General features: G+C 72.3%; 11 protein-coding genes and 2 pseudogenes. 10 read left to right on the forward strand and 3 right to left on the reverse strand.

What is annotated here, in order from left to right:
* Positions 1-127: 127 nt before the first annotated feature.
* The 7 genes and pseudogenes from ACH4KB_RS28415 to ACH4KB_RS28445 all read left to right on the forward strand — a co-directional run bounded on the left by ACH4KB_RS28415 (position 128) and on the right by ACH4KB_RS28445 (position 7,173).
* Positions 128-1,465: a hemolysin family protein gene (locus ACH4KB_RS28415; RefSeq protein ID WP_398068702.1), complete on the forward strand. Its 1,338-nt coding sequence runs from the start codon at positions 128-130 to the stop codon at positions 1,463-1,465.
* Positions 1,462-2,481 (forward strand): hemolysin family protein, encoded by a 1,020-nt coding sequence (locus tag ACH4KB_RS28420; protein WP_398068703.1) that lies wholly within the window; start codon positions 1,462-1,464, stop codon positions 2,479-2,481. The genes ACH4KB_RS28415 and ACH4KB_RS28420 overlap by 4 nt, the downstream gene beginning before the upstream one ends.
* Positions 2,482-2,556: 75 nt before the next feature.
* Entirely contained in the window at positions 2,557-3,426 is an 870-nt protein-coding gene (locus tag ACH4KB_RS28425; protein WP_398068704.1) for an SGNH/GDSL hydrolase family protein, read from the forward strand.
* 99 nt (positions 3,427-3,525) lie between these two features.
* The gene (gene purB / locus ACH4KB_RS28430; RefSeq protein WP_398068705.1) at positions 3,526-4,968 is read left to right on the forward strand and encodes an adenylosuccinate lyase; all 1,443 of its coding nucleotides are present in this window, start codon (positions 3,526-3,528) and stop codon (positions 4,966-4,968) included.
* 19 nt (positions 4,969-4,987) lie between these two features.
* Complete coding sequence (mug, locus tag ACH4KB_RS28435; RefSeq protein WP_398068809.1) at positions 4,988-5,569, forward strand: G/U mismatch-specific DNA glycosylase; 582 nt, start codon at positions 4,988-4,990, stop codon at positions 5,567-5,569.
* Between the two features lie 58 nt (positions 5,570-5,627).
* Positions 5,628-5,915, forward strand: a pseudogene (locus tag ACH4KB_RS28440) (response regulator transcription factor); the annotation flags it as partial.
* 100 nt (positions 5,916-6,015) lie between these two features.
* On the forward strand, positions 6,016-7,173 hold the full coding sequence (locus ACH4KB_RS28445) for an ROK family transcriptional regulator (protein WP_398068706.1): 1,158 nt from the start codon (positions 6,016-6,018) through the stop codon (positions 7,171-7,173).
* 268 nt (positions 7,174-7,441) lie between these two features.
* Here ACH4KB_RS28445 and ACH4KB_RS28450 read toward each other — a convergent pair whose 3' ends face one another.
* A complete protein-coding gene (locus ACH4KB_RS28450; protein ID WP_398068707.1) occupies positions 7,442-8,212 on the reverse strand; it encodes a GntR family transcriptional regulator in 771 nt (256 codons plus the stop codon).
* Between the two features lie 285 nt (positions 8,213-8,497).
* Positions 8,498-9,382 (reverse strand): RNA polymerase sigma factor SigJ, encoded by an 885-nt coding sequence (sigJ, locus tag ACH4KB_RS28455; protein WP_398068708.1) that lies wholly within the window; start codon positions 9,380-9,382, stop codon positions 8,498-8,500.
* Between the two features lie 122 nt (positions 9,383-9,504).
* On the opposite strand from sigJ, the gene ACH4KB_RS28460 reads away from it, so the two are divergent.
* The gene (locus ACH4KB_RS28460) at positions 9,505-10,335 is read left to right on the forward strand and encodes an alpha/beta fold hydrolase (RefSeq protein WP_398068709.1); all 831 of its coding nucleotides are present in this window, start codon (positions 9,505-9,507) and stop codon (positions 10,333-10,335) included.
* Positions 10,336-10,410: 75 nt separating this feature from the next.
* On the opposite strand, the pseudogene ACH4KB_RS28465 reads toward ACH4KB_RS28460, so the two are convergent.
* Positions 10,411-11,253, reverse strand: a pseudogene (locus ACH4KB_RS28465) (DMT family transporter); the annotation flags it as partial.
* Positions 11,254-11,300: 47 nt separating this feature from the next.
* Between ACH4KB_RS28465 and ACH4KB_RS28470 the strand changes: the two are divergent.
* Together ACH4KB_RS28470 and ACH4KB_RS28475 are read left to right on the forward strand one after the other, a co-directional pair.
* Complete coding sequence (locus ACH4KB_RS28470) at positions 11,301-12,806, forward strand: PLP-dependent aminotransferase family protein (RefSeq protein ID WP_398068710.1); 1,506 nt, start codon at positions 11,301-11,303, stop codon at positions 12,804-12,806.
* Between the two features lie 79 nt (positions 12,807-12,885).
* Positions 12,886-14,478 (forward strand): alkaline phosphatase D family protein, encoded by a 1,593-nt coding sequence (locus tag ACH4KB_RS28475; protein WP_398068711.1) that lies wholly within the window; start codon positions 12,886-12,888, stop codon positions 14,476-14,478.
* The last annotated feature ends 19 nt before the right edge of the window (positions 14,479-14,497 follow it).

Consider the following 14,497-nt stretch of genomic DNA (forward strand, 5'->3'; position numbering starts at 1 on the left):
CATGCCCTCCTTCACCTGCCGCCGAAAGGTGTGAACGTCCGCCCATGGGCGAGCCTCCCCGTAGTCGAGACCACGGACACCGCGCGGTCCCCCCGCCCCTGCCCGATCATGGGACGGAGGTGAACCGATGATCGAAGTGCTGCTGCTGCTCGTCGCCCTGCTGCTCTGTGTCGCCTGCGGCGCGTTCGTCGCGGCGGAGTTCTCCCTGACCACGGTGGAGCGCGGCGAGCTCGAACGCGCTGTCGAGCGGGGTGAGCGGGGCGCCGGAAGCGCGCTCAAGGCGGTCCGGAGCCTCACCTTCCAGCTCTCGGGGGCCCAGCTCGGCATCACCGTCACCAATCTGGTGATCGGCATGCTCTCCGAACCGTCCATCGCCAAGCTGATCCGGGGCCCCGTCCAGGCGGCGGGGCTGCCTCCCGCCGCCGCGTCCACCCTGGCGCTCGTCCTCGGTACGGCGCTGTCCACGGTGGTCCTGATGGTGGTGGGCGAACTGGTCCCCAAGAACTGGGCGATCTCCTCCCCGCTCGCCGTGGCCAAGTCGGTGGCCACACCGCAACGCGTGTTCACCGCGCTGTTCCGTCCCTTCATCAGCCACCTCAACAACACGGCCAACCGGATCGTGCGCCGCTTCGGTCTGGAACCGACCGAGGAGCTGGCCTCCGCCCGCAGTCCGCAGGAGCTGGTGGCGCTGGCCCGGCACTCCGCGAAGGCGGGTGCGCTGGAGGCGGACACGGCCGAACTGTTCGTCCGCACGCTGAACCTCTCGGAGCTGACCGCGGAGAACGTGATGACGCCGCGGGTGCAGGTGACCGCACTGGAGCTGCGCGCGACGGCCGAGGACGTCGCCAACGCCACCCGGGCGACCGGTCTGTCCCGTTTCCCCGTCTACCGGGGCAGCCTGGACACCGTGGTCGGCGTGGCCCACATCAAGGACGTGCTGGCGATCCCCGCCGACCGGAGGCCCCACACGCGGATCTCGGAACTGCTGCGCGAGCCCCTGCTCGTACCGGAGACGCTCACCGTGGACCGGCTGCTGGACCGGTTGTCCGGAAGGCTCGCCATGGCCGTGGTGATCGACGAGTACGGCGGGACGGCCGGGGTCGCGACGCTGGAGGACATCGTGGAGGAAGTCGTCGGCGAGGTCCGGGACGAGCACGATCCGCACGAGACGCCGGACCTCGCCGCCTCCGGCGAGGACGCCGACGGGCGGACCCTGTGGTCGGCCGACGGGGCGGCCCGCACCGACCAGCTCCGCAGAATCGGTCTGCGGGTGCCGGACGGGCCCTACGAGACCCTCGCGGGGCTCATCGCCGCCGAGATCGGACGGATCCCGACGGTGGACGACAGCGTCGAGCTGGAGGGATGGCGGATCGACGTGGTCGACGCCTCGGGCCGCCGCGCCGCGCGGGTCCTGCTGCACGCCCCACTGCCGGGGTCCGAGGACCGGACGGAGGCCCAGCGGTGATCGTTCTCCAGCTCTTCATCGGCCTGCTGACCCTCGTGGCCAACGCCTTCTTCGTGGGCGCCGAATTCGCGCTGATCTCCGTGCGCCGCAGCCAGATCGAACCGGAGGCCGAGGCCGGGAACCGGCGGGCCCGCAGTGTCATCTGGGGCCTGGAACACGTCTCCGCGCTGCTCGCCGCCGCCCAGCTCGGCATCACGCTCTGCACCCTGGTGCTGGGCATCGTCGCCGAACCGGCCATCGCGCATCTGCTGGAGCCGGCCTTCGACGCGGTGGGGGTCCCGCACGGGCTGGTCCACCCGCTGTCGTTCGTCATCGCGCTGGGCGTGGCCACCTATCTGCACATGCTCCTGGGCGAGATGGTGCCGAAGAACATCGCCCTGGCCGAACCGGCGCGGAGCGCCCTGCTGCTGGGCCCTCCGCTGGTGGCGATGGCCCGTGCCCTGCGGCCGGTGATCTTCGCGATCAACGCGTTCGCCAACACCCTGCTCAAGCTGTTGCGGGTGGAGACGAAGGACGAGGTCTCCGCGACGTTCTCGGACGACGAACTGGCCCGGCTGGTCCAGGACGCCGGGGATGCCGGTCTGGTCGACGACCGCTCCGCGCAACGTCTCCACCACGCCCTGGAGCTGGGCCGCCGGCCGGTACGGGACGTGGTCATGCCCGTCGACCGGGTGCTGTTCGCCAGGGTCGGTACCACTCCGGAGGAGCTGGAGCGGCTCTCGTCCGAGTCGGGGTTCTCCCGCTTCCCGGTGGTGGACAGCGAGCAGCGCATCCTCGGCTACCTCCATGTGAAGGACGCCCTGGACGCGACGCCCCGGGACGTCCCCTTCCCGGTGGCGGCGTTGCGGCCGATCGCCCGCGTCCGGGCGGGGACTCCGCTGGACGACGTGCTCACCGCCCTGCGGCGCAGCCGGACCCATCTGGCGGCCGTTCTCGACGAGGACGACCGGCTGGCCGGCATGGTCACGATGGAGGACGTGCTCCGCGAACTCGTCGGACGGCCGGGACCCCGCTGACCCGTTGGCCCGCTGACCTGTTGGCCTGTTGGCCTGTTGGCCTGTTGGCCTACCGACCGGTACGCTCATCGGGCCATGGAATTGAATGCCTCCTACACCAGTTTCGTCGCGGTCGGCGACTCGTTCACCGAGGGCATGTCCGACCAGCTCCCCGACGGCACCTACCGGGGCTGGGCCGACGTCCTCGCCGCCCGGCTCGCGGTCCGTTCCCCCGGTTTCCGGTATGCCAATCTCGCCGTACGCGGGAAGCTCATCGGCCAGATCGTCGACGAGCAGGTGGAGGCGGCGGCCTCGCTCCAGGCCGATGTGGTCACCCTCGTCGGCGGGCTCAACGACACGCTGCGCCCGAAGTGCGACATGGGAATGGTCAGGGGGCGGATCGAAGAGGCCGTGGAGCGTCTCGCACCGACCTGCAAGCAACTGGTGCTGATGCGCAGCCCCGGGCGGAGCGGGCCGGTGTTCGACCGGTTCCGCCCCCGGATGGAGGCGCTGTTCGCCCTGATCGACGATCTGGCCGGGCAGCACGGCGCCGCGGTGGTGGATCTCTACTCCGCGCCCTCGATCGCCGATCCCCGGATGTGGGACGTCGACCGGCTCCATCTCACCGCCGAAGGCCACCGGCGCGTCGCCGAGGCCGTCTGGCAGACCCTGGGGCTGCCGGCCGAACTGGACTGGCGTGCGCGGATGCCCGCGACCGCGCCGCCGCGCTGGGCGGCCCGGCGGACGGAGGACATCCGCTTCGCCCGTCAGCATCTGGCCCCCTGGATCGGGCGGCGGCTCACCGGCCGCTCCTCCGGCGACGGGCGCTCGGGCGCCCAGTTCGACACCACGACGGGCCGGGCCTTCTGGATCACGCCGACGGACGCGGAGAATCCGGGCCCGGTGACGGGGTGGCGTCGTGCCGTCTCCTCCAACCCGACGATGGGCACCGCGGAGACCGGCTGAACCGGTCGGCCGGGCCGGCGTCTCCCCCGCCCCTTCGTAGCAAGCCACAAACCGGGGCGCGTCGCTGGCCTGCACAAACCGCCAGTAGAATCCCTTCACGTGACTGCTGTGTCTGCGAAGCCTCGCATCCCCAATGTCCTGGCCGGCCGCTACGCCTCCGCGGAGCTCGCCGTCCTCTGGTCCCCCGAGCAGAAGGTGAAGCTGGAGCGTCAGCTGTGGCTGGCGGTGCTGCGCGCTCAGAAGGACCTCGGGATCGAGGTCCCCGATGCGGCGCCGGCCGACTACGAGCGTGTGCTGGACCAGGTGGACCTGGCCTCGATCGCCGAGCGCGAGAAGATCACGCGGCATGACGTCAAGGCCCGGATCGAGGAGTTCAACGCCCTCGCCGGCCATGAGCAGGTCCACAAGGGCATGACCTCCCGTGACCTGACGGAGAACGTCGAGCAGCTTCAGATCCGCCTTTCGCTGGAGCTGATGCGCGACCGCACCGTGGCCGTACTGGCCCGGCTCGGCAAGCTCGCGGCGGAGTACCGCGAGCTCGTCATCGCCGGACGCTCGCACAACGTCGCCGCGCAGGCGACGACGCTGGGCAAGCGCTTCGCGACCGCGGCCGACGAGATGCTGGTCGCCCACGGCCGCCTGGAGGACCTCCTCTCCCGCTACCCGCTGCGCGGGATCAAGGGCCCGGTCGGCACGGCACAGGACATGCTGGACCTGCTCGGCGGCGACGCGGGCAAGCTCGCCGACCTGGAACAGCGCGTCGCCGGGCACCTCGGCTTCGCCGAGGCGTTCACCTCGGTGGGTCAGGTCTACCCCCGATCGCTCGACTACGACGTGGTCACCGCTCTGGTACAGCTCGCCGCGGCGCCCTCCTCGGTGGCGAAGACCATCCGCCTGATGGCCGGCCACGAGCTGGTGACCGAGGGCTTCAAGCCCGGCCAGGTCGGCTCGTCCGCGATGCCGCACAAGATGAACACGCGCTCCTGCGAGCGGGTGAACGGTCTGATGGTGATCCTGCGCGGCTACGCCTCGATGACCGGCGAGCTGGCGGGCGACCAGTGGAACGAGGGCGACGTGTCCTGTTCCGTGGTCCGCCGGGTGGCACTCCCGGACGCGTTCTTCGCGTTCGACGGCCTCCTGGAGACCTTCCTGACGGTGCTGGACGAGTTCGGCGCGTTCCCCGCCGTCGTGGCGCGCGAGCTGGACCGCTACCTTCCGTTCCTGGCCACCACCAAGGTCCTGATGGGCGCCGTCCGGGCCGGAGTGGGCCGCGAGGTGGCGCACGAGGCGATCAAGGAGCACGCGGTCGCCTCCGCCCTCGCGATGCGGGAACAGGGCGCCGAGCGCAACGAGCTGCTCGACAAGCTCGCCGCGGACGAGCGGATCCCGCTGGACCGCGCGCAGCTGGACGAGCTGATGGCCGACAAGCTCTCGTTCACGGGTGCCGCCGGCGACCAGGTTTCGTCGCTGGTCGCCCGGATCGAGAAGATCACCGAGCAGCACCCCGAGGCCGCGAAGTACACCCCCGGCTCGATCCTCTGACCGGCACCGCCCTCACCGCCTGACCCCCGAAGAGCTGAGCGCCGCCCGTGACCGCCTCGTCCCCGATGTGGCCGCGGGCGGTCTGCGCGTGCTCTTCTGCGGCATCAACCCGAGCCTGACGACGGCGGTGACCGGCCACCATTTCGCTCACCCCGGGAACCGGTTCTGGCCGGTCCTGCACCGCTCGGGTTTCACGCCCCGGCAGCTGCGTCCGTCGGAACAGGCCGAGTTGCTCGGTCTCGGACTCGGCATCACCAACGTGGTGGCGCGGGCCACGGCCCGGGCCGACGAGATCGGCGCGGACGAGTTCCGGGAGGGCGGGGCCGCTCTGACGGCGAAGGTCGAACTGCTCGCGCCCGAGTGGCTCGCGGTGGTCGGCATCACCGCCTACCGCACGGCCTTCGGGGAGCCCCGGGCCCGGATCGGCCCCCAGGACCGCACGATCGGCGGCGCCCGCGTGTGGGCTCTGCCCAACCCCAGCGGCCTCAACGCCCACTGGACGGTCCAGAGCATGGCCGAGGAGTACGCCCGCCTCCGGGACGCCGCCCTCACCCGGCCCCCGACCGACCAGGCGGCCCCCGGCCCCGCCCCGACCGACTGAACAGCTCCGGCCTCGCCTCTCCCCCGGGTCTCACGCCGGCGCGTCTCCCCCCGATATCGAGGGGGAGTCCCTGCTGTTCCCGGCGGCGGTCCGGCAGCTCGCCGCCGAGTACGGGACGGACAAGGCACGGGCCGCTCTCGACCGGGCGGCGCTCACCGAGCGGGAGGCGGCGGTGCTCCGGTTGATAGCCCGAGGCCTGTCGAACGCGGAGATCGCGGCCACCCTCGTCGTCGGGACGGAGACGGTGAAGTCCCATGTCAGCTCGGTCCTGGCGAAGCTGGGGGCCAGGGATCGTACCCAGGCGGTCATCGCCGCGTACGAGTCCGGGTTCGTCGCTCCGGGGTGACCGAGGTTGCGGCTCGATACCGGCTTCCCTCGCTGGTCGCAGGGCTCCCGGCCAGCGAGTACGATCCGGCAGACATGCGCACGAGCTGGGAGGACATACCGTGGGCCGGCTGACCGGTGGGGATCCGTCGCTGTTGCGACGGATCAATTCCGCGGTAGTACTGCACGCCCTGAGAGGGGCCGGCGCGCCGACGCTGACGGACCTGACACGGATCACCGGGCTGTCCCGGCCGACGGTCGAAGGGGTCGTCGAGGGGCTGTTCGAAGCGGGTCTCGTGGTCGAGGCGCTGCCCGACGAGGGCGAGGCGCGGCGCCAGGGGCGCCCTGCCCGGAGGTTCCGTTTCCGGGCCGAGGCGGGGCATCTCCTCGGGGTGGAGATCGGTCCGCACCGGGTGTCGGCACTCATCTCGGGGCTCGACGGCCGGATCGTCGGGGCGGGCTCCCGCGTGGTGTCGGAGACCGCCGGCGCAGACGACCGGCTCGACCAGGTACGGGCCGTCATCGCGGACGTACTGCGACGTACCGGAGTGGCCCGGAGCAGTCTCCGTGCGGTCGGCGTGGGCAGTCCCGGGATCGTGGAGGCCGACGGCACCGTGCGGCTGGGTACGGCGTTGCCGGACTGGACCGGCCTCGCGCTCGGGGAGCGGCTGCGCCGTTCGTTCCGCTGCCCCGTGCTCGTCGAGAACGACGCCAACGCCGCGGCGGTCGCCGAGCACTGGAAGGGCGCGGCCACCGAGTCCGACGACGTGGTCTTCGTGCTGGCGGGGCTGAGCCCCGGGGCCGGATCCTTGATCGGCGGCCGTCTGCACCGGGGGTTCGGCGGGGCCGCCGGGGAGATCGGCGCTCTGCACCTGCTGGGCAGGGACGTGACGCCGGAGCATCTGCTGTCGACGACGGACACGCCACTGGACCCGTTGGACGAGCCTGCGGTGGCCGCGGTGTTCGCCAAGGCCCGGGAGGGCGACGCGGGGGCCCAGGAGGCGGTCGAGCGCTTCCTTCAGCGGCTGGTGCACGATGTGGCGGCGCTGGTCCTGGCGCTCGACCCGGAGCTGGTCGTGGTCGGTGGCTGGGCCGCCGGGCTGGACGGGGTGCTCGAGCCCCTGCGCCGAGAGCTGGCCCGCTACTGCCTGCGCCCGCCCCGGGTGACCCTGTCGCTGCTCGGGGAGGCCGCCGTCGCGACGGGGGCGCTGCGGCTCGCGTTGGACCACGTCGAGGAGCAGCTGTTCGCCGTCGAGGGGGCCGTGACAGCCCGCCGCTGACCGCGGGAGGGCCGGCCCGCCGCTCACCGCAGGAGGGCCGGCCCAAGGACCGCGTGCGCTTCGGGGGTCGGGACGCGGACGCTGCCCGGGAGCCTGGGGACTACGGGCGCTGCCCGGGAGCCGGGGCGGCACGGGTGTTTCCCTGGCCGGGTGGATCACCGGCGCTGTCCCCTGTACCGGGTCGGGCGGGGAACACGCGCGCCCGCCGGTTCCCGGGGACTGGCGTCCTGGAGAAGCGGCGGGCGTGGGGCCGAGCAGGTCGGAGGCGTCAGGAGGCCTGGCGCTCCGGCTGGTCGTCGTGGCTGATCTCCAGCGCGCCGGAGTCCCCGAAGGTGAGCCGGCAGGTGTCCGCACGGTAGGTGGCGACCGACACGGCCGCCGTACCGTCGGCGGTAAAGTAGCGGGTGGTGACGACGAGGACGGGGGCGCCGGGGAGCCGGTCCAGCTCCTTGGCATCGGCCGCGCGCGCCGAGCCGAGCTCCACGGAGCGGTCCTGGCCGTGCAGGCCGAGCCGGTGCAGCTCGCGCAGCACGCTCCGGGCGCGGACGGCGCCGGACGGTGCCTCGATGGCGGAGAGGTCGGGCACCGAGGAGGCGGGGATGTAGAGGAGTTCCGCCGCCACCGCCTGCCCCTGGGTGTCACGGATACGGCGCACCACGTGCACCGGTTCGACGGGGTCGGTGCCGAGCATGGAGGCCACCGCCGCAGGCGCCTTGTCCATGACGCTGTCGACCGGCTGCCAGGCCTCGCCGCTGACGCCGCCCGCCCATTCGTGCTGCGCGGTGGAGACGGCGATGCCCACGCGCGGCGGGGCGACGGTCGTCCCGACACCACGGCGGCGCTGCAGTCTGCCTTCGAGTTCGAGCTGCTCCAGGGCCTGCCGGAGCGTGGCTCGCGCGACACCGAACCGCGCCGCGAGGTCCCGCTCGTTGGGCAGGATCTCCCCCACCGCAAAGTCCGAGTCGAGTGCCTCACTGAGCACGGTCTTGAGGTGCCAGTACTTCGGCTCCTGTACCGATTCCAGCTGCGTGGTCCCCACCCTGATCCTCCGCAATCGCCCGGCGTCTTTTCCGCGACGTTATTTATTAAAGGTTCCTGCCTTAAGTGGAGACCCTAGGACGGCATACCCCCTTGGTCAAGACCAATCCTTATTCCGTAACGGAACGAAACGGAACTCTGGCGCAGAGCGTTCACACGACGTTCGCGGTGCGGTGGGGCGAGCGCAGCACAGAGCCCCGCCATCACGACGGATGGCGGGGCTCTGACCAGGCCCGCGGCGGACCTGCGGGGCGCCGGGGGCCGAGGGGGCCGGTGGTGCTTTTGGCTATACGACGGGCAGCCCGGAAAGCTTGTCCGGATTACGAATGATATAGGCGCATTGAATGACACCTTGGCTGACTTCGATCTGAAAGACGGTGTCAGCCTTCCCTCCGACGAAGTAGACGGCGGCGGGCCCACCGTTGAGCTCCATGATGCGGACCTCCCCGCCCGGGCCCAGGCTCCCCGCCACGGCGAAGAGGAAGCGGCCGACCTTGTCGGCGGTCTCGATGATCCGCCGCGGCGCCTTCGCCTTGCCACCGCTGTCGCTGACCAGCCGGACGTCCGGGGCCAGCAGTGCGAGCAGCTGCTCGATGCCGCCTCCGGAGGCGGCGGCCAGGAAGCGTTCGGTGAGATCGCGGCGCTCGGCCGGGTCCACGTCGTAACGCGGCTTGCGCTCCTCCACATGCCGCCTGGCACGGCCGGCGAGCTGCCGGACGGCCTCCTCGGTGCGGTCCAGGGCGGTAGCGATCTCGGCGTACGGGAACCCGAAGGCCTCCCGGAGCACGAACACCGCGCGCTCCAGCGGCGAAAGCGATTCAAGAACGACCAGCACGGCCAGTGACACGGAATCGGCGAGGACGGCGCGCTCGGCGGTGTCCGGCAGGACGGGGCCGAACTCCGTGACCACCGGCTCCGGCAGCCAGGGCCCCGTGTACGACTCGCGGCGCGACTGGAGGTGCCGGAGCCGGTCGATGGCCAGCCGGGTGGTGATGCGCACCAGGAAGGCACGCGGCTCCCGGATGTCCTCGCGCGCCGCCGCCGACCACCTCAGCCACGCTTCCTGGACCACGTCCTCGGCGTCGGCGATACGGCCGAGCATGCGATAGGCGACACCGGTGAGAACGGGCCGGTGTTCTTCGAAGATCTCGGTCGCGGTGTCGACGGTCATCGACCCATCCCAGCCCACCGGTCACACGCTGTCCAGCGGGAATCGCCGAGCCCCTTGAACTACGAGCTACCCGACGGTAATTGTTGTTGACACGATGTCTACCCACTCCAGGGAGCAGCAGCATGACCACAACGGTCTCCTTCACCGTCACGACGGCCGACGGCCCCCACCCGGTCTCGGTCGCGTACGAACGGACCGGCTCGGGCGAACCGTTGCTGCTCCTGCACGGCATCGGACACCACCTGAGGGCCTGGGACCCGGTGACACGGATCCTGGCCGCCGAGCGCGAGGTGATAGCCGTGGACCTGCCCGGCTTCGGCACCTCGCCCGCGCTGCCGGTCGGCGTCCCCTACGATCTCGCGACCGTCGGCCGGGTGCTCGGAGCCTTCTGTGCCGAACTCGGCCTGCACCGCCCCCATGTGGCCGGGAACTCACTGGGCGGCCTGCTCGCGCTGGAACTGGGGCGCACCGAGCTGGTGCGGTCGGTGACCGCGCTGTCCCCGGCGGGCTTCTGGACCGAGGCGGAACGGCGTTACGCCTTCGGCACCCTGCGGGCCATGCGCCGGAGCGCGCTGTCCCTGCCGGTGGGGCTGATCGAGCGCCTGTCGCGGAGCTCGGCCGGCCGGGCGGCCCTCACCAGCACCATCTACGCCCGGCCCGGCAGGCGTTCACCGGAGGCCGTCGTCGCCGAGACGCTCGCCCTGCGCGGAGCGACCGGCTTCCACCAGACGCTGGAGACCGGTAGGGGCCTGTTCTTCGACGACGGAGTGAAGGGCGTCCCCGTCTCCGTCGCCTGGGGCACCCGCGACCGGATACTGCTGCGCCGGCAGGGGGTCCGCGCCAAGAGGGTGATCCCCCACGCCCGCCTCGTGCGGCTGCCCGGCTGCGGGCACGTCCCGATGAGCGACGACCCCGCGCTCGTGGCCCGCGTCATCCTGGACACCAGCCGCTGAGCCGGCCGGCCGGGTTTCCGCCGCACCGACCGCCTCTCGCCGCCCGAGGACGCCGGAGCCGTACGCCACACCGGCACCGACCAGGAGACTCCCCACGCCCTGCGCGATGCCGTACGTCCCGGCTCCGACGAGAGGTGCGGTCAGGGCGGCGGAGACCGGGATCAGGCCCGAGAAGAGTGTGGCGCGTTCGGCTCCGATGCGCTGAATCCCGCTGTACCAGCAGACGAAACCGATCACGGTGACGACGACGGCCTGCCACAGCAGGGCCACCGCCTCGCCGCCCGTCGGGACGCGCAGGAACGACCCGCCGTCCATCAGCAGGCCGAGCAGCGCCGACTCGACGGCCGCGACACCGCAGACCGTCGCGGAGAGCAACTTCGGGCCGAGCGGCCGCAGCACGGGGACGGCGAGGACCGCGAAGCCGACCTCGCCCGCGAGCGCGCCCACCGAGAAGAGCACGCCCGCCAGGTCGGTGCGCCCCCAGCCCTGAACGGTGAACGCCCCAACGGCGACGAGTCCGGCCGCGTACAGCGTGACGCGGGACGGGCGACGACCGTCCAGCAGCGGGACGAGCACGCCCACGACGATCGGCGCACAGCCCACGAAGACACCCGGAACAGCTGGTTCCGCCGACTGTTCGGCCGCCAGGACCGCCAGGTTGAACCCGACCATGCCCACGGCGGCGAGCAACCCGATCCGCCCCCATTGGCGGCGGGTGAGACGACGCAGCCGCGCCGTCGTGGAATCGGGATCACGCCGCAGGAACGGGACGAGCAGGAGCGCGGCGAGACCGTAACGGAGCGCCTGGCCACCCGCGAACGGGTAGTCGCCGAGGACACTGTTGGCCGTGAAGGATGCCCCCACCAGCACACACGCGAGGGCCGCGAGGAGGGCCCCGCGCAGAGAGGTTGCGTTCATGGGGTCGACGCTAGGGTCGGCGGCGGACCGGTTTAAGGTCCACTTCCATGACGTCTTCGGGGACCAATGCGCATCGTCCGTCGGCTGAACCCCGCTCTCCGGCGTGGGAGTTGCTGCTGCCCGCCGCCTCCGCGCCGGCGCGCGGTCGAGGGCGCGCACTCCGGTCCGCGCTGCGGGAAGCCGTCCGCTCCGGCCGCCTGGCGGCCGGCACTAGGCTGCCCTCCAGCCGCGAGCTCGCCGCCGATCTGGGGGTGTCGCGCGGGCTGGTCACCGAGGCGTACGAGCAGCTCACCGCGGAGAGTTATCTGCGCAGCGGGCAGGGCGCGGGTACGTGGGTGAGCGAGGGCGTACGCGCGGCGGAGCGTCCCGTACGCGACCGCGCGCCGCGCGCGGAGGGCGCGCTGGTGGACTTCCGGCCGGGCACCCCCGATCTGTCCCTCTTCCCGCGCAGCGCGTGGAGCGCCGCCCAGCGGAAGGTGTTCGGCCGGCTGCCGCACGGCGCGCTGGGCTACCCCGATCCGCGCGGGCTGCCGGAACTGCGTGAGGCCCTGGCCGGGCTGCTCGTCCGGCGCCGGGGCGTGGTGGCCGATCCTGAGCGGCTGGTGGTCTGCTCGGGGGTGGCCCAGGCGACGACCCTGCTCGGCTTCGTCCTCCGTGACGAGGGCGTCACCTCGGTCGGGGTGGAGGATCCGGGCAGCCCGGAACACGCCTCGCTGTTCGCGGCGACCGGTCTGGGCACGGTCCCCCTGCCCCTCGACGACGAAGGGCTCGCCCTCGCACCCCTGAAGCGCTCCGGCGTGCGCGCCGTCGTGACCACGCCGGCGCACCAGTTCCCCACCGGAATCGGATACTCCGCGCAGCGCCGCGGCGAACTGCTCGACTGGGCGCGGGACGCGGACGCCGTGATCATGGAGGACGACTACGACGGGGACTTCCGGTACGACCGGGCGCCGGTGGGAGCCTTGCAGGGGCTGGATCCCGAGCGGGTCGTGTACACCGGTTCCGTGAGCAAGTCGCTCGCCCCCGGCCTGCGGCTGGGCTGGCTGGTCGCCCCCGCCGCGCTCACCGGACGGATCGTCGCCCGCAAACGGACCATGGATCTGGGCAACCCGGTGATCGACCAGGCCGTCCTGGCCGACTTCATCGCGCGCGGCGGCTACGACCGGCAGTTGCGGCGCTGCCAGCGGGCCTACCGGGAACGCCGGGACGCCCTGGTGGCCGCGCTCGACGAGCACTTCCCCGGCGCGACGGTCAGCGGCATCGCGGCGGGCCTTCACATCATCGCCCGACTGCCCGCGCGGTACGGCCCCGAGGACGTCTTCCTGGAGCGGGCGGCCGGGGCGGGCGTCGCGCTGCGGCCGCTGCGCGACTGCGGAACGGCCGGCTCCGCGGACGGAACCCTGCCCCTGGTCCTGGGCTACGCCCATCTCGCCCCCGGCGACATCGCCGGGGGGATCGCCGCGCTGGCGGCCGCGTGGCGTTCCGGCCGGCCCGTCCCGGCTGACGGGCGCCGTTCACCCGGGGTTGGGGCTCCCGCCGCCGCGGGGCATTAGGCATGGGCCGAGACCTGCGCCGGTCCATGGTCTTCTCGCGAACGGCGCACCGCCCGCCCACCTCCCTGGAGGCGCTTCGATGTCCTTCCGTCCGCACCATCCGCGTGTTCCCTCGCCCGGCCGGCGTGCCGTCCTGCGCGGCTCGCTGATCGCCCCGGCGGCGGTCGCCCTCTCTCCCGCGACCGCTTCGGCGGCGCCCGCGCTGCACCTGTCGGGGCGGCCCGAAGCGTCGTGGGGTGTGCAGGTGGGCAGCGTCACCGCCTCGTCGGCGCTCCTGTGGGTGCGCTCGGACCGGCCGGCCCGGATGCTGGTGGAGACCTCGGCGACCGAGTCGTTCCGGCGGGTCCGCAGGTGGCACGGGCCGTCGATCGGCCCCGGTACGGACTTCACCGGCACCACACCGCTGTACGGTCTGCCCCCGGGCGAACAGGTGCACTTCTCCGTGACCCTCGCCGATCCGGCCGATCCGCGCCGTACCGGCAAACCGGTGTACGGGACCTTCCGCACCGCCCCGGCCCGGCGCCGCTCCGGGGTGCGGTTCCTGTGGTCGGGCGACATCGCTGGGCAGGGCTGGGGCATCAACCCGGACATCGGCGGCTACCGCGTGTACGAGGAGATGCGCCGGCTGGACCCGGACTTCTTCCTGTGCAGCGGCGACAGCATCTACGCCGACGGTCCGCTGGAGCCGAGCGTGACGCTGCCGGACGGCCGGACCTGGCGCAACGTCATGACCGAGGAGAAGGCGAAGGTCGCCGAGACGCTGGACGAGTACCGGGGCAACTTCCGCTACAACCTGCTCGACCGGAACGTCCGCCGCTTCAACGCCCAGGTGCCCTCCGTCGTGCAGTGGGACGACCACGAGGTGCGCAACAACTGGTATCCCGGCCAGATCATCGACGACACGCGTTACACCGAGAAGAACGTGGACATCCTCGCGGCACGCTCCGTGCGCGCCTTCCACGAGTACGTTCCCCTCGCGCCCTCGTACAGTTCCGGGCGGCGCTCGCGGATGTACCGGGTCGTGCACCACGGGCCGCTGCTCGACGTGTTCGTGCTCGACATGCGTTCGTACCGCAACGCCAACTCCCCGGGCCGGCAGGCCGACGACACGACGGGCATCCTCGGCGCCGAGCAGGCGCGGTGGCTGAAGCGCTCGCTGGCCGCCTCCCGGGCGGAGTGGAAGGTGATCGCCGCCGACATGCCGCTCGGCCTCGTGGTCCCGGACGGCGCGACGGACTTCGAGGCGGTGGCGCAGGGCGATCCCGGGGCCCCGCTCGGGCGGGAACTCCAGATCGCCGAACTGCTCCGGTTCATCAAGCACCGCAGGATCACCGGCACCGTGTGGCTGACGGCCGACGTCCACTACACCTCGGCCCAGCACTACGCGCCGGAGCGGGCGGCGTTCAAGGACTTCGCGCCGTTCTGGGAGTTCGTGTCGGGGCCGCTGGCGGCGGGCGGCTTCCCGGCCAACGCGCTGGACGGCACGTTCGGCCCGGACCGGGTCTTCGTGCGGGCTCCCGACCGGGCCAACGTCTCGCCGATGGAGTCCCCGCAGTACTTCGGCGAGGTGGAGATCGACGGCGACAGCGCGGAGCTGACGGTGCGGCTGCGGGCCGAGGGCGGAGCGGTGCTGTTCACCAAGGTGCTCCGGCCGGGCCGCGTCGGGCAGTGAACCAGGGCTGGGGCGAGGC

The sequence above is a fragment of the Streptomyces sp. NPDC017520 genome, from assembly GCF_044329855.1.
Classification (GTDB): Bacteria; Actinomycetota; Actinomycetes; order Streptomycetales; family Streptomycetaceae; genus Streptomyces.